Raw genomic sequence first — 20,407 nt, forward strand, 5'->3', positions numbered from 1 at the left:
GCAGGAGTTGACCACGTGCGGGCCCATGGCCAATGATCCCGGCCATGCCTGCCCCCGCCGCCCACTCCCACAGAGCTTCCCGCCCGGCCTCGGGCGCCGTGCTGCGGTTCGGGCGGCTCGCGTCGATGGGCGCGGTCGCCGTGCTGATTCTGATCGCGGGGGTCTGGGCGTCCTGGGGCAGCGCGCAGTACGTGATGCTGACCAAGGGGCGCGAGCGCGGCACGATCGAGGTGGCGCGGTGTGCGCAGGACGTGTGCAGCGGGCCGTACACGCCGTTGTCGCACGGCTCCGAGGCCCGGGACCGGGCCGTCATCGAGAAGACGGTGGCGGTGCGCAAGGGGCGGACCTACACGGTGATCGTGAAGCCCGGCAGTGCCGATGTCGTACGGTCCGGGCCCGCCGGGGTGCTGTATTCGTGGGTGCCGATGGGCGGGGCGCTGCTGCTCGCGTCGGTGGTGGTGGCGGGCGGGTTGCGCAGGACCAGGGTGGCGTGGGTGATGGCGGGGTCGGGGGTCGCGCTGCTCACGGCGGCGTTCGTGGTGATCTGAGCGGCTTCGGGGCGCCGCTTCTGCGAACGGTCTGTTCGTGATTGCCCGGCCGGGCCTGATGTGGCTGTGAAAGGGCGGTGCCCCGAGCCATGTGGCCCGGGGCACCGCCCTGTGTGCAGCGGGGTCAGCCGGTGTTGCGCAGGCCTGCGGCCACGCCGTTGACGGTCAGGAGCAGGGCGCGGGCGAGCAGCGGGTCGGGCTGTTCACCGACGGCCGCCGCGTCGCGCTGACGCTTGAGCAGGGTCACCTGGAGGTAGGAGATGGGGTCCAGGTAGGCGTCGCGGATGGAGAAGGTCTGCTTCAGCACCGGGGTGGCGTCGAGGAGTTCCTGTTCGCCGGTGATCCTCAGGACCTCGCGGACGGTCAGTTCGTGCTCGGCCTTGATGGTGTCGAAGACGTGCTTGAGTTCGTCGGGGACGAGGGTGTCGACGTAGTGGCCGGCGATCCTCAGGTCCGTCTTGGCGAGGGTCATCTCGACGTTGGAGACGAAGTTCTGGAAGAAGTGCCACTGTTCGTGCATCTCGTCGAGCACGCCCTCCCCTCCCGGTGTTGCGGTCAGGCTGGTCTCGCGCAGTGCCTTGAGGCCGGAGCCGACGCCGAACCAGCCGGGGACGATCTGCCGGGACTGGGTCCAGCCGAACACCCACGGGATGGCGCGCAGTCCGTCGAGGGAGACGCCGGAGCCGGGGCGGCGGGAGGGCCGTGAGCCGAGGTGCAGGTCGGCGAGCTGGTCGACCGGCGTCGACGCGAGGAAGTACGTCGGCAGGTCCGGGTCCTCGACGAGCCTGCGGTACGCGGCGTGGGCGGCGTCCGAGACGACGTCCATCGCGGCGTCCCAGCGGGCCAGGGCCTCGTCGGACTGGCGGGGGGCGGTGTGCAGGGCGGAGGCCTGGAGGGTGGCGGCGACCGTGAGTTCCAGGTTCTCCCGCGCGAGGGACGGCACGAGGTACTTGTCGGAGATGACCTCGCCCTGCTCGGTGACCTTGATCTCGCCTTCGAGGGTGCCCCAGGGCTGGGCGAGGATCGCGTCGTGGGAGGGGCCGCCGCCGCGGCCGACGGTGCCGCCGCGGCCGTGGAAGAGGCGCAGCCGCACGCCGTAGCGGTGGGCCACGTCACGCAGCCGGCGCTGGGCGCGGTGGATCTCCCACTGGCTGGTGGTGATGCCGCCGAACTTGGAGGAGTCGGAGTAACCGAGCATGACCTCCTGGACGTCCCCGCGCAGGGCCACGAGCCTGCGGTACGAGGGGTCGGACAGCATGTCCTCGAGGATGGTGTCGGCGGCCTTGAGCTCGTCGGTGGTCTCCAGGAGCGGCACGATGCCGATCTTCGCCCAGCCGGCGTGCAGGTCGAGGAGCCCGGCCTCGCGGGCCAGGACGGCGGCGGCGAAGACGTCGTCGGCGCCCTGGCACATCGAGATGATGTACGACTCGATGACCTCGGGTCCGAAGACCTCCAGGGCCCGCTTCACGGTCTGGAAGACGCCGAGGGTCTTCTCGCCGGCCGCGTCGACGGGTGCCGGGGTCGGGCCGAGGGGGCGGCGGGACCGCAGCTCCTTGGCGAGCAGCTTGCCGCGGTACTCACGGGGCATGTCCGCGTACCGCCAGGACTCCTCGCCGAGGCGGTCGAAGAGCTGGCCGAGGGCGTGGTGGTGGGCGTCGGCGTGCTCGCGGACGTCCATGGTGGCGAGCTGGAGGCCGAAGGCGGCCAGGGTGCGGATGGTGCGGTTCATCCGGCCGTCGGCGAACAGGCCGCCCCGGTGCTCGCGCAGCGAGGTCTGGATGAGGGTGAGGTCGTTCAGGAGCTCGCCGGTGCCGAGGTAGTCGCGGCCGTCCTCGTGCGGGGTGCCCTTGGCCAGGCGCTGCTTGGTGTTCTCCAGCTTCTGCCGGATGCAGGTGGCCTTGAGGCGGTACGGCTCCTCGGCGTTCAGGCGCTTGTAGCGGGGGCTGATCTCGGGCAGCCGCTCCAGGTCGGTGCCCAGGGACTGGAGGAGTTCCTCGGTGGCGCCGGTGTAGCGGATGGAGTTCGACAGGAAGCCGCGCAGCTCGTCGATGAGTTCGAGGGCGTCGTTGATGCCGTGTTCGTGCTGGAGGATCAGGACGTCCCAGGTGACCTGGGGGGTGACGTTGGGGTTGCCGTCGCGGTCGCCGCCGATCCAGGTGCCGAAGGTCAGGGGGCGGGTGGCCTCGGGGAGCTGGACGCCGACGCGCTCCAGCTCGGCCGTCAGGTCCTCCAGTACGTCACCCACGGCACCGGCGTGCAGTTCGTCGAGGTAGTAGATGGCGTTGCGGGCCTCGTCGGCGGGCTCCGGGCGTACGACACGGAGCTCGTCGGTCTGCCAGACCAGGTCGATGTTCTCGGCCAGACGGGTGTCGTAGCGGCGGCGGTCCGCTTCGATGACCGGCGTCTCCAGGAGGGCGGCGATGCGGCGGAGCTTGTTCAGCACCGAGCGGCGGGCGGCCTCCGTCGGGTGGGCGGTGAAGACCGGGCGGACGTTGAGGTTGGCGACGGTCTGGCGCAGGTGCTCGGGGTCGGCGTCCTTGAGGCGGTCGGCCGTACGGGCGAGGAGGCTGCCCTCGGCGGCGCGCTTGGCCCGCAGCTCGCGGCCTCGGTGGACCTGCTCGGTGACGTTGGCCAGGTGGAAGTAGGTGGAGAAGGCGCGGACCAGCTTGGCCGCGGTCTCCAGTTCGGTGCCACGCAGCAGTTCGGCGGCGGCCTCGCCGTCCTCGCGGGTGAGGCGGCGCACCTTCTCGACGAGTTCCAGCAGCTCGGGGCCCTCCTGGCGGACGAGGGTCTCGCCCAGGAGGTCACCCAGCCGGCGGATGTCGGCGCGCAGCTCACTACTGGTCGACGTGGCGCTCGTGGTCAGGTCGTCGGCACTGCTCACAGGTGCGGCTCCTTGCAGTGTTGAAGCTCGTCCGGGAGGGAACCCGGTGTGCGGTCGTGCGGCAGCCGCCGCATACGGGCCGGACATCCGGGAAGTAACAGAACGGACCGCGCTGTCCGACCGACTCCAAGGATAGGTGTCGATGCGGACGCGCAGAATTTTGGGCTCTTGCGGCCGGGCGGCTACCCACTGCCATACTTACGACGCCGTAGGTTACGGAACCGTAGGCTCCGCTGTAACGGACCCCGGGAATGATTCCCGCTGCCCGGCACCTGATTCTCAACTCTCGAAACCCCACAGGGGACGCCCATGACCACGAGCTCCGATGTGATCGAAGACGCCCCGCAGGCGGACGACGGCTCGGCACCGCCGTCCGCGACGCTGGGGGGTGAGCACAAGCACTCACTCGAGCAGATCACGCTGCTCCTCTTCATCATCGTTCCGTTCCTGGCGCTGCTCGCGGCGGTGCCGCTGGCGTGGGGCTGGGGCGTGAGCTGGCTGGACCTCGGCCTTCTCGTCTTCTTCTACTACCTCGGTTGCCACGGCATCACGATCGGCTTCCACCGGTACTTCACGCACGGCTCCTTCAAGGCCAAGCGGCCGCTGCGGATCGCGCTGGCGATCATGGGGTCGATGGCGGTCGAGGGGCCGCTGGTGCGCTGGGTCGCCGACCACCGCAAGCACCACAAGTTCTCCGACGCCGAGGGCGACCCCCACTCGCCGTGGCGGTTCGGGGAGACGCTCCCGGCGCTGATGAAGGGCCTGTGGTGGGCCCACATCGCCTGGATGTTCGACGAGGAGCAGACCTCGCAGGAGAAGTACGCGCCGGACCTGGTGAAGGACCCGGCTATGCGGGCGATCTCGCGCCAGTTCCTCTTCTGGGCCATGCTCTCCCTGGCCCTGCCTGCCGTGATCGGCGGTCTGGTGACGATGTCCTGGTGGGGCGCGTTCACCGGCTTCTTCTGGGGCTCGATGGTCCGCGTGTGCCTGTTGCACCACGTGACGTGGTCGATCAACTCGATCTGCCACGCGGTCGGCAAGCGGCCCTTCAAGTCGCGGGACCGTTCGGGCAACGTGTGGTGGCTGGCGGTGCTGTCCTGCGGTGAGTCCTGGCACAACCTGCACCACGCCGAGCCGACGTCGGCGCGGCACGGGGTGTTGCGGGGCCAGGTGGACTCCTCGGCACGGTTCATCCGCTGGTTCGAGATGCTGGGGTGGGCGTACGACGTGCGCTGGCCGTCACGCTCGCGTATCGATTCCCGCCGGAACACGGACGGGGACGCCTCCGGACGTAAGAAGGAGGCCGCCGAGGCGGCATGATGGACGCCGTGGCGACCGACTCCAGCAGCACCCCCAGCGACGAAGTGAAGCCGCGGCGCGTGCGGCGTACCCGGATGACGGGGGCCGAGCGCCGCGCCCAGCTTCTGGAGATCGGTCGCACGCTGTTCGCCACGAAGGGCTTCGAGGCCACGTCGGTGGAGGAGATCGCGGCGAAGGCGGGCGTCTCGAAGCCGGTGGTGTACGAGCACTTCGGCGGCAAAGAGGGCCTGTACGCGGTGGTGGTGGACCGTGAGATGCGGCGCCTGCTGGACATGGTGACGAGTTCCCTGACCGCAGGTCACCCCCGTGAGCTGTGCGAGCAGGCGACCTTCGCGCTCCTGGACTACATCGAGGAGTACTCGGACGGGTTCCGCATCCTGGTCCGTGACTCCCCGATCCCGCAGTCCACGGGATCCTTCGCATCGCTCATCTCCGACATCGCGACGCAGGTCGAGGACATTCTGGGCCGCGAGTTCAAGAGGCGCGGTTTTGATCCCAAGCTGGCCCCGCTGTACGCCCAGGCCCTGGTCGGCATGGTCGCCCTGACCGGCCAGTGGTGGCTGGACGTCCGCCGCCCGAAGAAGGCGGAGGTGGCGGCGCACCTGGTGAACCTGGCGTGGCACGGCCTGGACGGGCTGGAGGCCAAGCCACGCCTGATAGGGCGCCGCAAGAGCTGATGCTCGCGGCGCCCTGTCGGCGTGTGCCCGGATCTGTGGTGCGGCGTCAGTGCTTGAAGACGTCCTTCGTCTTCTCCTTGGCCTGGCGGGCGTCGCCCTTGGCCTGCTCGGCGCGGCCCTCGGCCTCCATGCTCTCGTTGCCGACCGCGCGGCCCACGACTTCCTTGGCCTTGCCCTTGGCCTGTTCCGTCTTGCCCTTGGCCTTCTGGTCTCCAGCCACTGTTCTCACTCCCGGTGATAGCGACTCCGCTGTCCTGACTGCGGGTGACCCGGACCGCCCCGGTCAAACAAGGAACTCCAGCCGGTTGCCCACGGGGTCGTACGAGTAGAACCGTCGGCGCCCCGGCAGGGCCTCGTCCCACACCACCGTCGCCCCGGCCGCCTCCAGCCGGGCGGCGTACTCCGCGATGCCCGTGACCCTGAGCCCGGGATGGGCCTTGGCCGACGGCCGGAAACCCTCCTCGATGCCCAGGTGCAGCTCCACGGACCCCGTCCGGAACCAGCATCCGCCGCGCGCCGCGAGCACCGGCGGCTTGGGCACCTCGGTCATGCCGAGGACGCCTGTGTAGTACGCCCGCAACAGGTCCTCGCAGCCCGGCGGGGCGGCCAGTTGCACATGGTCGAACGCGGTGAGCATCAGCTCTCCTTCCGTGCCACCGCGAAGATCCGGCGGAACGGGAACGCCGTGCCGTGCGGGCCCGCCGGATACGCCTCGCGCAGGGCCTCCCGGTAGGCGGTGAGGAAGGCGTCCCGGGCCTTCGGGTCGTCGGCGAGCGCGGTCAGGACCGGCCGCAGACCTGTCCCCTGCACCCAGTCCAGGACCGGGTCCTGGCCCTGCAGCAGATGGACGTACGTCGTCTCCCACACGTCCACCGCGCAGCCCAGGTCGGCCAGGGCCGCCAGATAGGCCTCGGGTGAAAGGACGGCGTCGTCGTGGCGCAGGGTCTGCCCGAGGCCCACGGACTCGGCGAGTCGGCGCATGAGGCGGTGGCTCGGGGAGTCGAAGTTGCCGGGGACCTGGAAGGCGAAGGTGCCGCCCGGGGTGAGTGCGCCGATCCACTCCCCGAACCGCTCCACGTGCCCCGGCACCCACTGCAGCGTGGCGTTGCTGACGATGAGGTCGTACGGCTGTGCGGGCTTCCAGGTGCGTACGTCGGCGTGGGCGAAGTCGAGGTGTCCGCCGCCGGGCGTGGGGCCCGCGTGTTCGGCGTGGGCTTTGTCGAGCATCTCGGCCGAGGTGTCGTAGCCGGTGATGCCGGCCGTGGGCCAGCGGGCGGCGAGCAGCGCCGTCACGTTGCCGGGGCCGCAGCCCAGGTCGGCGATGACGGGCCGGTCGCCCGGCAGGTCCGGGACGCGGGCAAGGAGGTCGGTGAAGGGGCGGGCACGGTGGTCCGCGTGGCGGAGGTACTGGGCGGGGTCCCAGGCGGTGGTGGTCATGCCCGTCACCTTCCCGCACAATTTATCTTGACGTCAAGAGACTTGACCTCAAGAGACTCCACATCGACACAACCACTACACTGATCGTCATGGAGGACGAGGTCGATCGGCTGGTCGCTGCGTGGCGCCGTGAGCGCCCTGACCTCGACGTGGAACCGCTCGAGGTGCTCAGCCGGGTGAGCAGACTGGCCCGGCACCTGGACCGGGCGCGCCGGCTGGCCTTCGCCGAGCACAGCCTGGAGCCCTGGGAGTTCGACGTGCTGACCGCGCTCAGGCGCGCGGGGACGCCGTATCAGCTCTCCCCGGGACAGCTTCTGACGCAGACTCTGGTCACCTCGGGCACCATGACCAACCGCATCGACCGCCTGGCCAAGAAGGACCTGGTGGAGCGGCTGCCCGACCCGAGCGACCGGCGCGGGGTGCTGGTCAGGCTCACCGACGACGGCAAGGACCGCGCGGACCAGGCCCTCGCCGGTCTGCTGGAACAGGAACGCGCGATCCTCGCCGAGCTCTCCCGCGCCCAGCGCGGGGAACTCGCCGGACTGCTACGCCAGTTGACCGCCCCGTTCGACAACATCCCCGGCTAGGTCGACCGGCCCCACACCCGCGCGCCGCGCCAGTGCGACGGCGGCCAGGGTGGAGTGGACGCCCAGCTTGCCGAGGACGTTCTGCATATGGGTGCGGACGGTGTGCGGTGAGAGGAACAGCCGCTCGGCCACCGCCTTGCGGCCCAGGCCGGCGACCATGCAGCGCAGCACCTCCCGCTCGCGCGGGGTGAGGGACTCCACGAGCTGTTCGCTCTCGGTGCGGTGCTTGCGGGCCGCGGTGAGCTCCCTGAGCACGCCGGTGAGCAGGGCGGGCGGCAGATGGGTCTCGTCGCGCAGCACCCCCCGGATGACGGTGAGCAGCCGGGACAGCGAGCAGTCCTTGGCGACCCAGCCCGAGGCGCCGGCCTGCAGGGCGAGCGCGGCCCGCCGCGAATCGTCCTTCTCGGCGAGCACGATGATCCGGACGGCCGGCTGTCCCGAACGGACCCCGACGACCAGCGAGATGCCGTCGACCAGCCCGTCCTCGTTGCCGTCCTGCACGGACACGGCGGGCCTGATGCCCTGGACGTTGCCGCCCAGATCCGCGTCGACGAGCAGCACGTCGAAACGGCGGCCCTCGGCGGCCGCGCGCTCCAGACTGCGCAGCGCCGCGGGACCGCTGCCGGCCGCGGAGACCTCCACGTCGGGCTCGGCCGCCAGCGCGGCGGCGAGCGACTCGGCGAAGATGCGATGGTCGTCGACGACCAGGACTCGGATGCGAACCACGAAACCCCCTTCCCCAAGCTCTCGAAGAGCAGGGGATACCCCATCGTCTTCGTCTGAGGACGACTCGGGAGACGACACCGCCGCGGGTACGACTCCCGAAGCACGATGGCCGCACGGCCGCCGCCGTGCAAGAACTGCTACCCCCGCTTCGGGTGTCGTACCCGACCGTCTCGCCCCCTGATCAGCACCGGCCCCCACTGGTGCTGTTCATCAGGGTACGGCCGGGGGGCAGGAGCGGAAGGTTATTTGCAGAACTGGCTGTCCGGTGCGTTTATGGTGAGCCGCATGTTTCGTCTGGAGACAGAAGTCGACAAAGCCCGGCAAGATCTGCTCCGCAAACGCCTGCTGGACGCCAACACGGCGGCCTCCCCCGTTCTGCGCGCGCTGCGCGGAACCCCTGGTGAACGGGAACATCCGCTCCACGTCTGGGCGTTGGACGACTCCGGCGCCCTGGCGGGCGGGCTGGTCGGCCACACCTGGACGAGCTGGCTGCACGTGAGCCATCTGTGGGTCGACGGGCGGCACCGCGGCGCGGGCCTGGGTTCGCAGTTGCTCTCGCGGGCGGAGCGCCTGGCCCGGCGCGGCCGGGGCTGCACCGCCGTACGCCTGGAGACGTGGGACTTCCAGGCGCCGGAGTTCTACCGGAAGCGCGGGTACGAGGTGGTGTGCGTGATCCCGGACTATCCGCCGGGAATCACGGAGTACACGCTGACCAAGCGGCTGGAGTGAGCGGTCAGTCCCTGAAGCGCCAGGAGCCCGGGTCGTCGGCCGGCTCCAGGCCCAGCTCCCCGGCGATGCCGGCCGCGCGGCGGTGGGAGACGTCGGGGTAGTGCTCGGGGTGCACCTCGACGAAGCCGTTGACGTCGGCCAGGGCGGTGCGCAGGGCCTCGCGGAGCGTGTGCTCCTGATCCGCCAGCCTGGTCCGCTCCTCACGCCGCCGGGCGACGGTCGCGCCCCGGCGGGCCGTGGTCGCGACGATGCCGAGCGCGGCCAGCGCGAACGCGCCCACACCGAGGAGGGTGCCGGTGGCGTCCGCGTCGCCCGGCGTCCGGGGCCGCAGGACGCCCTCGGGGTCCGCGAGCACGGTGAGGGACTGGCCGACGGCGAAGCGTCCCGACCCGGCCTGCAGGGCGGGGCCCGGCAGCCGGGTGCCGTCGCGGCGGGCGAGGGCGTAGTCGTAGGTGTGCGACTGCCGCCCTTGGTCCGGGGCGAGCCACTCCCGTACGACGGTGGCGGTGATCCGCTCGCCCCGCCGCTCCAGGGTGAGGTCGTCGCGGGCCAGGTCGGCGAAGTACACCGCCGCCAGGGAGGCGCCGACGACGAACAGCGCGAGGGGCGCGCCCGTCTCGTCGGCGCACAGCTTGGTCAGCAGCACCGCGAGCAGCACGCCGTGCGCGATCCACAGGGGCACCAGCAGGCCGGTGCCATGGTCGTCCGCCAGCAGGAACAGACCGGCGATCGCGGCCAGCACGTAGCAGCCGATGCCGATCGCCGACAGGATGCGATGGTGCCCTCGACTCACGCTCCGACGCTACTGGGGCGTGCGTCAGGGAGAGGCCCGGCTTTCCCCAAGTTCGGATCAAGCCGGGCAAAACCGTGTCCCCCGGACCTCAGCCGACGCGTCGCGCGCCCGCCGAGGGCACTGCCTCGAAGACCCGCGGAGCGGTGAACTCCGCTGCGGCGAACGCCTCTTCGACAGCCTTGGTGATGGTCTGCACGTCGGCCGCCTCCGCCAGCACGATCGCCGAGCCGCCGAAGCCACCGCCGGTCATCCGCGCGCCCAGGGCGCCCGAGGCGAGAGCGGTGTCGACGACCAGGTCCAGCTCCGGGCAGGAGATGCGGAAGTCGTCCCGCAGCGAGGCGTGCCCCTCGACCAGCACCGGGCCGATCGCCCGGGTGTCACCGCCCGACTCCAGCAGGGCGACGACCTTCTCCACCCGCTCGTCCTCGGTGACGACGTGCCGGACCAGGCGCACGACCTCCTCCTCGTCGCCGAGCCTCTTGAGGGCCGCGTCGAGCTCGCCGTAGGGGATGTCCCGCAGGGCGTCGACGCCGAGGAGCGCGGCGCCCTTCTCGCAGCCCGCGCGGCGCTTGCCGTACTCGCCCTCGCTGTGTGAGTGCTTGACGCGGGTGTCGACGACGAGCAGGACCATGCCCTCGGCGGCGAGATCGAAGGGGATCTGCTTCTGGGCGAGGTCCCGGGTGTCGAGGAACAGGGCGTGGCCGCTCTCGCAGCAGGCGGACGCGGTCTGGTCCATGATCCCGGTGGGGGCGCCGACGTAGACGTTCTCGGCGCGCTGGCACAGGCGGGCCAACTGCCAGCGCTGGAGACCGAGTTCGTACAGGTCGTTGAGGGCCAGCGCCACCACGACCTCCAGGGCCGCCGACGAGGACAGGCCCGCTCCGGAGGGGACCGTGGAGGCGAGGTGGACGTCCGCGCCGGTGACCGCGTGGCCCGCCTCGCGCAGCGCCCAGACGACACCGGCGGGGTAGGCGGTCCAGTTCCGGTCGCTCTCGGGGGCGAGGTCGTCCAGGCGCAGTTCGACGACGCCGCCCTCGACGTCCGCCGAGTGCAGGCGCAGGACACCGTCCTCGCGCCGGGAGACGGCCGCGACCGCGGTGTGCGGCAGCGCGAAGGGCATCACGAAGCCGTCGTTGTAGTCGGTGTGCTCACCGATGAGGTTGACGCGGCCCGGCGCCGACCAGACACCTTCCGGGGCGGTCCCGTAGAGCTCCGTGAAACCGTCCCGCACCTGCTGTGCCACTACTGCTCCTTCGAGATGTTCTGCGCGAACTCCCACGCGTCCGCGACGATCCCCGCGAGGTCCGCGCGGGACGGGTTCCAGCCCAGCTTCTCGCGGGCGGTGGCGGCGGAGGCAACCAGGGTGGCCGGGTCGCCGCCCCGGCGCGGGGCCACGACCTCGGGGATCGGGTGGCCGGTGACCTTGCGGACGGTCTCGATGACCTGGCGGACTGAGAAGCCCTCGCCGTTGCCGAGGTTGCAGATGAGGTGCTCGCCGGGCTGGGCGGCCGTCAGCGCCAGCAGGTGCGCGTCGGCCAGGTCGGCGACGTGGATGTAGTCGCGGACGCAGGTGCCGTCCGGCGTCGGGTAGTCCTCGCCGAAGACGGAGATCGCCTCCCGCCTGCCCTGCGCGACCTGGAGGATCAGCGGGATGAGGTGCGACTCGGGGTCGTGCCGCTCGCCCTGCTTGCCGTAGGCGCCGGCCACGTTGAAGTAGCGCAGGGAGACCGCGCCGAGGCCGTGCGCGTTCGCCTCGCTGGTGATCATGAAGTCGACGGAGAGCTTGGAGGCGCCGTAGGGGTTGGTCGGCCTGGTCGGCGCCGACTCGACAATCGGCACCTCCTCGGGCTCCCCGTAGGTGGCGGCCGTGGAGGAGAAGACGAGCTTCTTGACGCCGGCCTCGCGCATGGCACCGAGCAGGGCCATGCTGCCGCCGACGTTGTTGTCCCAGTACTTCTCGGGCTTCACGACCGACTCGCCCACCTGCGAGGAGGCGGCGAAGTGCAGCACGCCGTCGAAGGAGGAGTCCAGCCACTTGCCGGCGTCCCGGATGTCGCCCTCGATGAAGGCGGCCCCGGCCGGGACGCCCTCGCGGAAGCCGGTGGAGAGGTTGTCCAGGACGACGACCTCGTGGCCGGCCTCCAGCAGATGCTGGGCGACGACACTGCCGACGTACCCCGCGCCACCCGTGACCAGGTACTTCCCGCTGCTCATGAACTCGCTACCTCTCGCAGTCGCTGGGCCGCGGCCTCCGGCCTGATGTCGTTGATGAAGACGTTCATGCCGGACTCGGAGCCCGCGAGGAACTTCAGCTTGCCGGACGTACGGCGAATGGTGAAAAGCTCCAGGTGGAGCGCGAAGTCGTCGCGGTTGACGCCCTCGAAGTCCTCCAGCGCGCCGAACGGCGCCTGATGCCAGGCGGCGATGTACGGCGTGGGGGACTCACCTTCCCCGAAGATCCGGTCGAAGCGCCTCAAGAGTTCCAGGTACACCTTGGGGAACTCTGTGCGCGCCTCCTCGTCGAGGCCGAGCAGGTCCGGCACCCGGCGCTTGGGGTAGAGGTGCACCTCGTACGGCCAGTGCGCCGCGTAGGGCACGAAGGCCACCCAGTGCTCGCCCTCCAGCACGACCCGCTCCTCGGCCAGCTCACGCTCCAGGACCGCGTCGAAGAGGTTCTGCCCTCCGGTCGCCTCCTTGTGGGCGGCGAGGGAGCGCAACATCAGCGCGGTGCGCGGAGTGGTGAACGGGTAGGCGTAGATCTGGCCGTGCGGGTGACCCAGAGTCACACCGATCTCGGCGCCGCGGTTCTCGAAACAGAAGACCTGCTCGACGGAGGGGAGATGCGACAGCTCCGAGGTCCGGTCGGTCCAGGCGTCGAGAACGAGCCGCGTCTGCTCCTCGGTCAGATCGGCGAAGGAGGAGTTGTGGTCGGAGGTGAAGCAGACGACCTCGCAGCGGCCCGAATCACCGGCCAGCGAGGGGAAACGGTTCTCGAAGACCACGGCGTCGTACGACGAGTCCGGGATCTCGCTCAGCCGCTCACCCTGCGAGGGGCACAGCGGGCACTCGTCCTTGGGCGGGTGGTAGATGCGCCCCTGTCGGTGCGAGGCGATGGCCACGGAGTCGCCGAGCAGCGGATCCCGACGAACCTCGGACGTGGTGACGGTCCGCTCCAGCGGACGTCGGTCCACGGCATCGCGGACGGTGTCGTCGCGCAGGTCGTAGTAGATGAGCTCGCGACCGTCGGCCAGCCGGGTCGAGGTCTTCTTCACCGCTGGACTCCTTCACTCAAACATAACTAAACACAAGTAACCATAACCGCCCACCCACGTCAACATCGGAATCAAACAAAGCGCATCAGTCGAGGTGTTCACATGCTGACTATGCAATCCCCCATGAACAGCACAAGCAGCACATATATGGCAGCCGAGCTGCGACTCCCCACCAACTGGCTCGACTACATGATCCTCGGCATCTACTTCGTCGTCGTGCTCGGCATCGGCTTCGCGGCCCGCCGCTCGGTGAAGACGAGCCTGGACTTCTTCCTCTCCGGCCGCTCCCTGCCGGCCTGGATCACGGGCCTCGCCTTCATCTCCGCCAACCTGGCCGCCACCGAGATCCTGGGCATGGCAGCCAACAGCGCGCAGTACGGGGCGTACACGGTCCACTGGTACTGGATCGGCGCCATCCCGGCCATGGTCTTCCTCGGCCTGGTGATGATGCCCTTCTACTACGGCAGCAAGGTGCGCTCGGTCCCCGAGATGCTCCTCCTGCGCTTCGACAAGTGGGCGGTCGTCATGGTCGTCGTGTCCCTCTTCACGGCCCCCAAGCCCACCGCGGAACTCCAGGGCCTCGTCTACGGCACGACCTCACCCGGCATGACCGAGGCCCCGCCGCCGGCGACGACGCCTGGTACCGCCGGCCGGCCCTGCTGGGCTGGGGCGCAGTCGTCCTGGCCGCCGCCTGCTACATCCCGTTCTCGTTCTAGCCGCGGAAGGATAGAGGAACCATGTCCGAGCACTCCGAACACGACGTCCAGCGGGAAGTCACCGATCTCCAGGCCAAGTCCGCCACCGCGGCCCGCATCTTCGACCTGCGCCGCATCATCGGCGGCCTGTTCGTCCTCTACGGCGTCATCGTCACGATCGCCGGCATCAATCCGTCCGACGCCACGCTCGACAAGGCCGAGGGCGTCAACATCAACCTCTGGACCGGCCTGGCGATGCTGGCCCTCGGCATCTTCTTCCTGACCTGGCTGAAGCTGAGGCCGATGGCCCCGCCGCCGGAGGAATCGGACCCGGAGTAGCACCACGGGGCTGTGCCACGCGATGCCGACCGCGGGCCCGTCGTGGCCGGTCGCGCAGTTCCCCGCGCCCCTAAAAGCCCGACGCACCCGCAGCCGCCGACGGCGCGAAGGGGCCGGGGTGGGGGGTGTCCGCCCGCAGCGGCCGGCGTCCGAAACCGAGCACTGTTCAAGGGACCGAGCCGCCGGACCGAGGACGGACACCCCCCACCCCGGCCCCGACCCAAAGCCGCACCGCAGGCGATACAGGGGCGCGGGGAACTGCGCAAAAAACGCCCGCCCCCACCAACCCGCACAGGCCGCCGCAGGCACAGGCACAGGCACCCGCACGCGTCACGGCCCCACCGTGGGCAACCCTCCCACCGGCCCCGCCCGGTCCAGCAACCCCGTCCGCGCGGCCAGCGCCGCCGCCTCCAGCCGGGACCCCACCCCCAGCTTCATCAGCACCCGCTGCACATGGGTCCGAGCAGTGGACGGAGCTATCCCCATCCCCGCCGCGATGAGCCGCGTGTCCTCCCCGTCGGCCACCCGCACCAGCACCTCCACCTCCCGAGGCGTCAGCATCTGAAGCAGCCGCTGCCCTTCGTCATCGGGCTGGGCCGCGGGATTGAGCAGCTCACTGAACGCCCCCTGCAGCAACTGCGGAGCGACCGCCGCCTCCCCCGCCCGAGCCTTCATGATCGCCCGCTCGACCCCCTCGATGCGCTCGTCGTGCCGCACATAGCCGGAGGCCCCCGCGGCGAACGCGGCGGCGATCCCGCGAGGACTCGGCACCGGTCCGAGGACCAGTACCGCCACCTGCGGCCGTTCGCGCTTGATCTTCACGATCGGATCGAACATGCCCGGCTCGGCAGGCGTGGCCGTCCCCATCAGGCACACCTCGGGCGCCCGGCTGATCACCAGCTCCGCCGCCCCCGCGGCAGGCGCCGCCGCCGCGAGCACCCGGTGCCCGCGCAGTTTCAGTGCCGAGGCCAGCGCCTCGGCGAGCAATCGGTGGTCGTCGACCACCATGAGCCGAACTCCCATCGAGCAACCCCCCAGTCCCCCCAATGGATCCGCGTGAATGCCCCACTATGGATGCCCCGCTTGTGGACCCCGTTTGTGGATGTCCCACTATGGATGCCCACTGATCCCACGGACAGGGGCCCCCTCCCGGCTCCCCCGCCCTTCATGCCCCCGGAAGCTACACGCTTGTTCGACGTTGCGCTTCCCCTACTGGTGAGAAGTGCCCCGGATCGATGGAATTTCTGGGTTTCGCCTCATTCGCGGCCGAAAGACCTCACGCGTCCTCGGCGAGTTCCAGCCACCGCATCTCCAGTTCCTCGCGCTCCCCGGCGAGGTCCCGCAGTTCGGCGTCGAGCGTGGCCACCTTCGCGAAGTCCGTGGCGTTGTCGGCGATCTGGGCGTGCAGCCTGGTCTCCTTCTCGGAGATCTTGTCGAGCTGCCGCTCGATCTTCTGGAGCTCCTTCTTCGCGGCCCGCTGATCGGCGGCGCTGCGCTCGGCGACGGGCTTCTCCACGACGGGCGCGGACGCGGCCGCCGCCTCCATCCGCTGCCGTCGCTCCAGGTACTCGTCGATGCCGCGCGGCAGCATCCGCAGGGTCGCGTCGCCGAGCAGCGCGAAGACCCGGTCCGTGGTCCGTTCGACGAAGAACCGGTCGTGGGAGATGACGATCATCGAGCCGGGCCAGCTGTCGAGGACGTCCTCCAGCTGGGTCAGGGTCTCGATGTCGAGGTCGTTCGTCGGCTCGTCGAGGAAGAGCACGTTGGGCTCGTCCATGAGCAGCCGCAGCAGCTGCAGGCGCCGCCGCTCACCACCGGACAGGTCCCCGACGGGCGTCCACTGCTTCTCCTTGTTGAAGCCGAACGTCTCGCACAGCTGCCCGGCGGTCATCTCGCGTCCTTTGCCGAGGTCGACGCGCTCGCGCACCTGCTGCACGGCCTCCAGCACCCGCAGCGTGGGCTCGAGTTCGGTGACCTCCTGCGAGAGATAGGCGAGCTTGACGGTCCTGCCGACGGCGACCCGCCCGGCCACGGGCTGGGTCTCGCCCTCGGTGCGGGCGGCCTCGGCCATGGCGCGCAGCAGGGAGGTCTTGCCGGCCCCGTTGACCCCGACGAGACCGATCCGGTCCCCCGGGCCGAGCTGCCATGTCACGTGCTTGAGCAGCACCTTGGGTCCGGCCTGGACGGTGACGTCCTTCAGGTCGAACACCGTCTTGCCCAGCCGCGAGGACGCGAACTTCATCAGCTCGCTGCTGTCCCGGGGCGGCGGCACGTCGGCGATGAGCTCGTTGGCGGCCTCGACGCGGAACCGCGGCTTGGACGTCCGCGCGGGGGCGCCGCGCCTGAGCCAGGCCAGCTCCTTGCGGACGAGGTTCTGCCGCTTGGTCTCCTCGGTGGCGGCGATGCGCTCGCGCTCGGCGCGCGCGAAGACGTAGTCGGAGTACCCGCCCTCGTACTCGAAGACGTCGCCCTTCTGCACGTCCCACATGCGGGTGCAGACCTGGTCGAGGAACCACCGGTCGTGGGTGACGCACACGAGCGCGGAGCGGCGCTCGCGCAGGTGCTTGGCCAGCCAGGAGATGCCCTCGACGTCGAGGTGGTTGGTGGGCTCGTCGAGGACGACCAGGTCCTGTTCCTCGATGAGCAGCTTGGCGAGGGCGATACGGCGGCGCTCGCCACCGGAGAGCGGCGCGATGACGGTGTCGAGACCCTGTGGGAAGCCGGGCAGGTCGAGCCCGCCGAACAGGCCCGTCAGTACGTCCCGGACCTTGGCGTTGCCCGCCCACTCGTGGTCGGCCATGTCCCGGATGACCTCGTGCCGGACGGTGGCGGTCGGGTCGAGGGAGTCGTGCTGGGTGAGGACGCCGATGCGCAGCCCGCCGGAGTGTGTGACGCGTCCGGTGTCGGCGTCCTCCAGCCTGGCGAGCATGCGGATCAGGGTGGTCTTGCCGTCGCCGTTGCGGCCCACGACTCCGATGCGATCGCCCTCGGAGACGCCGAGCGAGACACCGTCCAGCAGTGCACGGGTGCCGTACACCTTGCTGACGTTCTCGACATTGACCAGATTGACGGCCATTACTCTCCTGATTCGGGGGATCGATCGACCCTCCAGGGTAGTCCGAGCGCTACGCCCCCATCACCGTCGCACCCGGCACGGGCCCCGACGCGGTCCGTACCGTCCGGCACGTCCCGGAGTCGCGCAGCGCGTCCGCGATCTTCGCCGCCGACCCGGGATCGCGGGCGAGGAACGCCGTGGTCGGCCCCGATCCCGAGACGAGCCCGGCGAGGGCGCCCGCGGCGCTGCCTGCCGCGAGGGTGTCGGCGAGCTCCGGGAAGAGCGAGAGGGCGGCGGGCTGCAGGTCGTTGGAGACGGCGGCGGCCAGTGCCTGCGGGTCGCCCTCGGCCAGGGCGTCGAGCAGTTGCTCGGAGGCGACGGGCTCGGGGACGACGATGCCCTCGGTGAGCCGGTCGAACTCCCGGAAGACGGCCGGGGTCGACAGCCCGCGTTCCGCCATCGCGAAGACCCAGGAGAAGTCGCCGCCGACGTCCAGCGTCCTGAGTTTCTCCCCGCGTCCGGTGCCGAGGGCTGCCCCGCCGACCAGGCTGAACGGCACGTCGCTGCCCAACTCGGCGCAGATGTCGAGCAGTTCCGCACGGGAGGCGTGTGTCCCCCACAGTGCGTCGCAGGCCAGCAGCGCGGCGGCCCCGTCCGCGCTGCCGCCGGCCATGCCGCCGGCGACGGGGATGTCCTTGGCGATGTGGAGGTGCACGGCGGGTTCGATGCCGTTGCGTCCGGCGAGGGCGATCGCCGCGCGGGCCGCCAGGTTGGTGCGGTCGAGGGGGACCTGACCGGCGTCCGGCCCCGAGCAGGTGACGCGGAGCTCCTCGGCGGGCGTCACGGTCACCTCGTCGTGGAGGCCGACCGCGAGGAAGACGTTGGCCAGGTCGTGGAAGCCGTCGGGGCGGGCGGCGCCCACCGCGAGCTGGACGTTGACCTTGGCGGGGACGCGGACGGTGACGCTCACTGCTGGACCGGCTCCTTGTTTTCCGCGATGCGTGCGAACTCCTCGACGGTGAGCGACTCACCGCGGGCCTGGGGTGAGACCCCGGCGGCCACGAGGGCCGTCTCGGCGGCGGCCGCCGAGCCCGCCCACCCGGCGAGGGCGGCCCGCAGGGTCTTGCGCCGCTGGGCGAACGCGGCGTCGACGACGGCGAACACCTCGCGCTTGGACGCGGTCGTCTTCACCGGCTCGGTCCTCCGGGTGAGCGCGACGAGCCCGCTGTCGACATTCGGCGCGGGCCAGAAGACGTTGCGGCCGATCGACCCGGCCCGCTTGACCTGGGCGTGCCAGTTGGCCTTCACGGAGGGGACGCCGTAGACCTTCGACCCGGGCGGTGCGGCGAGCCGGTCGGCGACCTCGGCCTGGACCATGACGAGGGTGCGCTCGATGCTCGGGAAGGTGTCGAGCATGTGCAGCAGCACCGGTACGGCGACGTTGTACGGCAGGTTCGCGACCAGCGCGGTGGGCGGGGGCCCCGGCAGCTCGGTCACCTGCATGGCGTCGGAGTGCACGAGGTCGAACCGCCCGGCCCGGTGCGGCATGCGCGCGACGACGGTGGCGGGGAGCGCGGACGCCAGGACGTCGTCGATCTCGACGGCGACGACGCGGTCGGCCGCCTCCAGGAGGGCGAGGGTGAGCGAGCCGAGGCCGGGTCCCACCTCGACGACCACGTCGTCGTCCCGTACGCCGGCGGTCCGCACGATCCGGCGCACGGTGTTGGCGTCGATCACGAAGTTCTGACCGCGCTGCTTGGTGGGTCGTACGCCGAGGGCGGCCGCGAGTTCGCGGATGTCGGCGGCGCCGAAGAGGGTGTCTGGGGAGGGGCTGCTCACGTGGACAGCCTAACTGCGGTCCGGACACCCTCATCCGTGCAGGCGGGCCCCGCAGTGCGGCCACGGGCTCGACCCGCGCCTTACGTACAGCTTCTTCGCGCGGAACGTCTGTTCCGCCGCCGGTGCGTCCTGGGGGCGGCCCGAGCCGCCGAGGCCCTGCCAGGTTCTCGTGTCGAACTGGTACAGACCGCCGTACGTCCCGGAGGGGTCCAGCGCGTCGGGGCGCCCTCCGGACTCGCACACGGCGAGGCCCTGCCAGTCCAGTTGGTCGGCTCCCTGCACGGACGTGGGCATCGGCTTCGTCCCGACCTTCACGATCTGTTCGCGGGGCTCCCGGACCACCTCGGTGCGGATCCGCCGCGGCTTCTGCTTCACGCCGTTGACGGTCCGCAGGGAGTACGTGACCCGCCGTACCCCGGGCACGCCCGCCTGCTCGACGACCTCCGTGCCCTTGAACACGGAGGGGTCATCCGTGCGCTCCTCGCGGAACGGGATCTGTTCCTCCCGCACTTCCTGGGTCCCAGTGATGCGCAGCACCGTGACGGTCTGCCCGTCGCGCGGGAAACTCGCCGCCGGCACCGAGGTGGCGTCCATCCCACTGAGCGTGACCCCGGCCTCCTCGACGACCTCCCCGACGGTCGCCGCGTTCGTCCGGACCGTCCGGGCCCGGCCGTCGGCCATGACCGTCACGGAACGTTCGGTCCGCACGTCCAGCGCGAGCCCCTCCCGCCCGATGCGCCGGGAGCGCGAGGTGGACACGTACGCGCCCTCGGCCCGCACGCCCAGCTCTTCGAGCGCCCCTTGCACGGTCTGTGCCGTGGTCCACACCTCACGCCGTTGTCCGTCGAGCGTGAGCCGCAGGGGACGTCCGTAGTGCACCGCCACCTCGTCACCGCTGGCGAGGGGGTCGTCGGGCCCGGGCGCGATCACGTCGTGCGCTCCCACGGCGACGCCCTCCTCCGCGAGGAGTTCGCTCACGTCGTCCGCGAAGGTGTGGAGTGTGCGCGGCTTTCCGTCGACGGTCAGTTCGATCGCCTTGTCCTCGGCGACGAACGCGGTGGTGCCGCCCGCGAGGAAGGCGACGACGAGCGCCTGGGGAAGCAGGCGACGCATGGCGCTGTCGGGCCGCTCCGCATACCGCGTCCTGCGCCGGCGCGCGGCCCGCCCCGCCTCGGGGCGCGCTTCCGGGACGGGCTGACGCGGGAACGTCGGCTCCGGCGCCTCGTAGGCGGGCCGGTAGGTGTCCTCGTACGGCGGTGCCGTGTACACGCCGTAGACGAGGGTCTCCGCGGTGGGCGGGCCGGCGGAGGGCGCGTCGAAACCGCCGTACGCCTGTGTTCCGTACGGCTCGGTCGGGCCGTACGGGTCATACGGCTCGTAGGTCTCGTACGTCTCGTACTGCGACTGCGAGTTGCTCACGCCGACACGCTCCAGGGGCCGAGGGGTCCTGCGGGGTCCGGATCGGGCCCACAGAACCTAGCGGAGCGACCGTCACTCTCCAAAGTG

20 protein-coding genes and 1 pseudogene are annotated in these 20,407 nt (G+C 70.8%); 7 read left to right on the forward strand and 14 right to left on the reverse strand.

Annotated elements, in window-relative coordinates:
* Positions 1–32 precede the first annotated feature (32 nt).
* The gene (locus OHT57_RS21260; RefSeq protein ID WP_328748048.1) at positions 33–548 is read left to right on the forward strand and encodes a hypothetical protein; all 516 of its coding nucleotides are present in this window, start codon (positions 33–35) and stop codon (positions 546–548) included.
* A gap of 124 nt (positions 549–672) precedes the next feature.
* Here OHT57_RS21260 and ppc read toward each other — a convergent pair whose 3' ends face one another.
* Positions 673–3,432, reverse strand: coding sequence for a phosphoenolpyruvate carboxylase (gene ppc, locus OHT57_RS21265; RefSeq protein WP_328748049.1), 2,760 nt, complete (start codon positions 3,430–3,432; stop codon positions 673–675).
* 309 nt (positions 3,433–3,741) lie between these two features.
* Here ppc and OHT57_RS21270 point away from each other — a divergent pair, with 309 nt between their 5' ends.
* Both OHT57_RS21270 and OHT57_RS21275 read left to right on the forward strand, forming a co-directional pair.
* Positions 3,742–4,752 carry an acyl-CoA desaturase gene (locus OHT57_RS21270; protein WP_328748050.1) on the forward strand — a complete coding sequence of 337 codons (1,011 nt, stop codon included), beginning with the start codon at positions 3,742–3,744 and terminating at the stop codon, positions 4,750–4,752.
* The gene (locus tag OHT57_RS21275) at positions 4,749–5,429 is read left to right on the forward strand and encodes a TetR/AcrR family transcriptional regulator (protein WP_328748051.1); all 681 of its coding nucleotides are present in this window, start codon (positions 4,749–4,751) and stop codon (positions 5,427–5,429) included. Before OHT57_RS21270 ends, OHT57_RS21275 begins: the two co-directional genes overlap by 4 nt.
* A 46-nt stretch (positions 5,430–5,475) precedes the next feature.
* Here the strand turns inward: OHT57_RS21275 and OHT57_RS21280 are convergent, their stop codons facing one another.
* From OHT57_RS21280 to OHT57_RS21290, 3 genes are all read right to left on the reverse strand, one after another.
* Positions 5,476–5,649, reverse strand: a complete 174-nt coding sequence (locus OHT57_RS21280; protein ID WP_328748052.1) for a CsbD family protein — start codon at positions 5,647–5,649, stop codon at positions 5,476–5,478.
* A gap of 63 nt (positions 5,650–5,712) precedes the next feature.
* Complete coding sequence (locus OHT57_RS21285; protein ID WP_328748053.1) at positions 5,713–6,066, reverse strand: VOC family protein; 354 nt, start codon at positions 6,064–6,066, stop codon at positions 5,713–5,715.
* The gene (locus OHT57_RS21290) at positions 6,066–6,866 is read right to left on the reverse strand and encodes a trans-aconitate 2-methyltransferase (protein WP_328748054.1); all 801 of its coding nucleotides are present in this window, start codon (positions 6,864–6,866) and stop codon (positions 6,066–6,068) included. Before OHT57_RS21290 ends, OHT57_RS21285 begins: the two co-directional genes overlap by 1 nt.
* Before the next feature lie 89 nt (positions 6,867–6,955).
* On the opposite strand from OHT57_RS21290, the gene OHT57_RS21295 reads away from it, so the two are divergent.
* A complete protein-coding gene (locus tag OHT57_RS21295; protein WP_328748055.1) occupies positions 6,956–7,453 on the forward strand; it encodes a MarR family winged helix-turn-helix transcriptional regulator in 498 nt (165 codons plus the stop codon).
* On the opposite strand, the gene OHT57_RS21300 is transcribed toward OHT57_RS21295, so the two are convergent.
* Positions 7,412–8,179 carry a response regulator transcription factor gene (locus OHT57_RS21300; RefSeq protein ID WP_328748056.1) on the reverse strand — a complete coding sequence of 256 codons (768 nt, stop codon included), beginning with the start codon at positions 8,177–8,179 and terminating at the stop codon, positions 7,412–7,414. The genes OHT57_RS21295 and OHT57_RS21300 overlap by 42 nt on opposite strands.
* Positions 8,180–8,452: 273 nt before the next feature.
* Here OHT57_RS21300 and OHT57_RS21305 point away from each other — a divergent pair, with 273 nt between their 5' ends.
* Positions 8,453–8,908 carry a GNAT family N-acetyltransferase gene (locus OHT57_RS21305; RefSeq protein WP_328748057.1) on the forward strand — a complete coding sequence of 152 codons (456 nt, stop codon included), beginning with the start codon at positions 8,453–8,455 and terminating at the stop codon, positions 8,906–8,908.
* Between the two features lie 4 nt (positions 8,909–8,912).
* On the opposite strand, the gene OHT57_RS21310 is transcribed toward OHT57_RS21305, so the two are convergent.
* The 4 genes from OHT57_RS21310 to galT form a co-directional block, all read right to left on the reverse strand.
* Complete coding sequence (locus OHT57_RS21310) at positions 8,913–9,701, reverse strand: hypothetical protein (RefSeq protein WP_328748058.1); 789 nt, start codon at positions 9,699–9,701, stop codon at positions 8,913–8,915.
* Between the two features lie 88 nt (positions 9,702–9,789).
* A complete protein-coding gene (gene galK, locus OHT57_RS21315) occupies positions 9,790–10,944 on the reverse strand; it encodes a galactokinase (protein WP_328748059.1) in 1,155 nt (384 codons plus the stop codon).
* Positions 10,944–11,915, reverse strand: a complete 972-nt coding sequence (gene galE, locus OHT57_RS21320) for a UDP-glucose 4-epimerase GalE (protein ID WP_328748060.1) — start codon at positions 11,913–11,915, stop codon at positions 10,944–10,946. The genes galK and galE overlap by 1 nt, the downstream gene beginning before the upstream one ends.
* Positions 11,912–12,973 (reverse strand): galactose-1-phosphate uridylyltransferase, encoded by a 1,062-nt coding sequence (gene galT / locus OHT57_RS21325; protein ID WP_328748061.1) that lies wholly within the window; start codon positions 12,971–12,973, stop codon positions 11,912–11,914. Before galT ends, galE begins: the two co-directional genes overlap by 4 nt.
* 123 nt (positions 12,974–13,096) lie before the next feature.
* Between galT and OHT57_RS21330 the strand changes: the two are divergent.
* Together OHT57_RS21330 and OHT57_RS21335 are read left to right on the forward strand one after the other, a co-directional pair.
* A pseudogene (locus OHT57_RS21330) lies at positions 13,097–13,492 on the forward strand (sodium:solute symporter family transporter); the annotation flags it as partial.
* 218 nt (positions 13,493–13,710) lie between these two features.
* A complete protein-coding gene (locus OHT57_RS21335) occupies positions 13,711–14,007 on the forward strand; it encodes a hypothetical protein (protein ID WP_328748062.1) in 297 nt (98 codons plus the stop codon).
* Between the two features lie 330 nt (positions 14,008–14,337).
* On the opposite strand, the gene OHT57_RS21340 is transcribed toward OHT57_RS21335, so the two are convergent.
* The 5 genes from OHT57_RS21340 to OHT57_RS21360 form a co-directional block, all read right to left on the reverse strand.
* The gene (locus OHT57_RS21340; protein ID WP_328748063.1) at positions 14,338–15,030 is read right to left on the reverse strand and encodes a helix-turn-helix transcriptional regulator; all 693 of its coding nucleotides are present in this window, start codon (positions 15,028–15,030) and stop codon (positions 14,338–14,340) included.
* A gap of 253 nt (positions 15,031–15,283) precedes the next feature.
* On the reverse strand, positions 15,284–17,083 hold the full coding sequence (locus OHT57_RS21345) for an ABC-F family ATP-binding cassette domain-containing protein (protein WP_328748064.1): 1,800 nt from the start codon (positions 17,081–17,083) through the stop codon (positions 15,284–15,286).
* Positions 17,084–17,132: 49 nt separating this feature from the next.
* Positions 17,133–18,032 (reverse strand): 4-(cytidine 5'-diphospho)-2-C-methyl-D-erythritol kinase, encoded by a 900-nt coding sequence (locus OHT57_RS21350; protein WP_328748065.1) that lies wholly within the window; start codon positions 18,030–18,032, stop codon positions 17,133–17,135.
* Positions 18,029–18,901, reverse strand: a complete 873-nt coding sequence (rsmA, locus tag OHT57_RS21355; protein WP_328748066.1) for a 16S rRNA (adenine(1518)-N(6)/adenine(1519)-N(6))-dimethyltransferase RsmA — start codon at positions 18,899–18,901, stop codon at positions 18,029–18,031. Before rsmA ends, OHT57_RS21350 begins: the two co-directional genes overlap by 4 nt.
* Before the next feature lie 30 nt (positions 18,902–18,931).
* Entirely contained in the window at positions 18,932–20,320 is a 1,389-nt protein-coding gene (locus tag OHT57_RS21360; protein WP_328748067.1) for a ubiquitin-like domain-containing protein, read from the reverse strand.
* Positions 20,321–20,407 lie beyond the last annotated feature (87 nt).

Source organism: Streptomyces sp. NBC_00285 (genome assembly GCF_036174265.1).
GTDB lineage: Bacteria > Actinomycetota > Actinomycetes > Streptomycetales > Streptomycetaceae > Streptomyces.

What these genes read in the sequence shown, in the direction of transcription:
- OHT57_RS21260 (WP_328748048.1), top strand. Translation starts at nt 33, where the DNA reads ATGATCCCGGCCATGCCTGCCCCCGCCGCCCACTCCCACAGAGCTTCC.
- OHT57_RS21295 (WP_328748055.1), top strand. Translation starts at nt 6,956, where the DNA reads ATGGAGGACGAGGTCGATCGGCTGGTCGCTGCGTGGCGCCGTGAGCGC.
- galE (WP_328748060.1), bottom strand. Translation starts at nt 11,915, where the DNA reads ATGAGCAGCGGGAAGTACCTGGTCACGGGTGGCGCGGGGTACGTCGGC.
- OHT57_RS21335 (WP_328748062.1), top strand. Translation starts at nt 13,711, where the DNA reads ATGTCCGAGCACTCCGAACACGACGTCCAGCGGGAAGTCACCGATCTC.
- OHT57_RS21290 (WP_328748054.1), bottom strand. Translation starts at nt 6,866, where the DNA reads ATGACCACCACCGCCTGGGACCCCGCCCAGTACCTCCGCCACGCGGAC.
- OHT57_RS21285 (WP_328748053.1), bottom strand. Translation starts at nt 6,066, where the DNA reads ATGCTCACCGCGTTCGACCATGTGCAACTGGCCGCCCCGCCGGGCTGC.
- OHT57_RS21340 (WP_328748063.1), bottom strand. Translation starts at nt 15,030, where the DNA reads ATGGGAGTTCGGCTCATGGTGGTCGACGACCACCGATTGCTCGCCGAG.
- OHT57_RS21270 (WP_328748050.1), top strand. Translation starts at nt 3,742, where the DNA reads ATGACCACGAGCTCCGATGTGATCGAAGACGCCCCGCAGGCGGACGAC.
- OHT57_RS21305 (WP_328748057.1), top strand. Translation starts at nt 8,453, where the DNA reads ATGGTGAGCCGCATGTTTCGTCTGGAGACAGAAGTCGACAAAGCCCGG.
- OHT57_RS21275 (WP_328748051.1), top strand. Translation starts at nt 4,749, where the DNA reads ATGATGGACGCCGTGGCGACCGACTCCAGCAGCACCCCCAGCGACGAA.
- OHT57_RS21345 (WP_328748064.1), bottom strand. Translation starts at nt 17,083, where the DNA reads ATGGCCGTCAATCTGGTCAATGTCGAGAACGTCAGCAAGGTGTACGGC.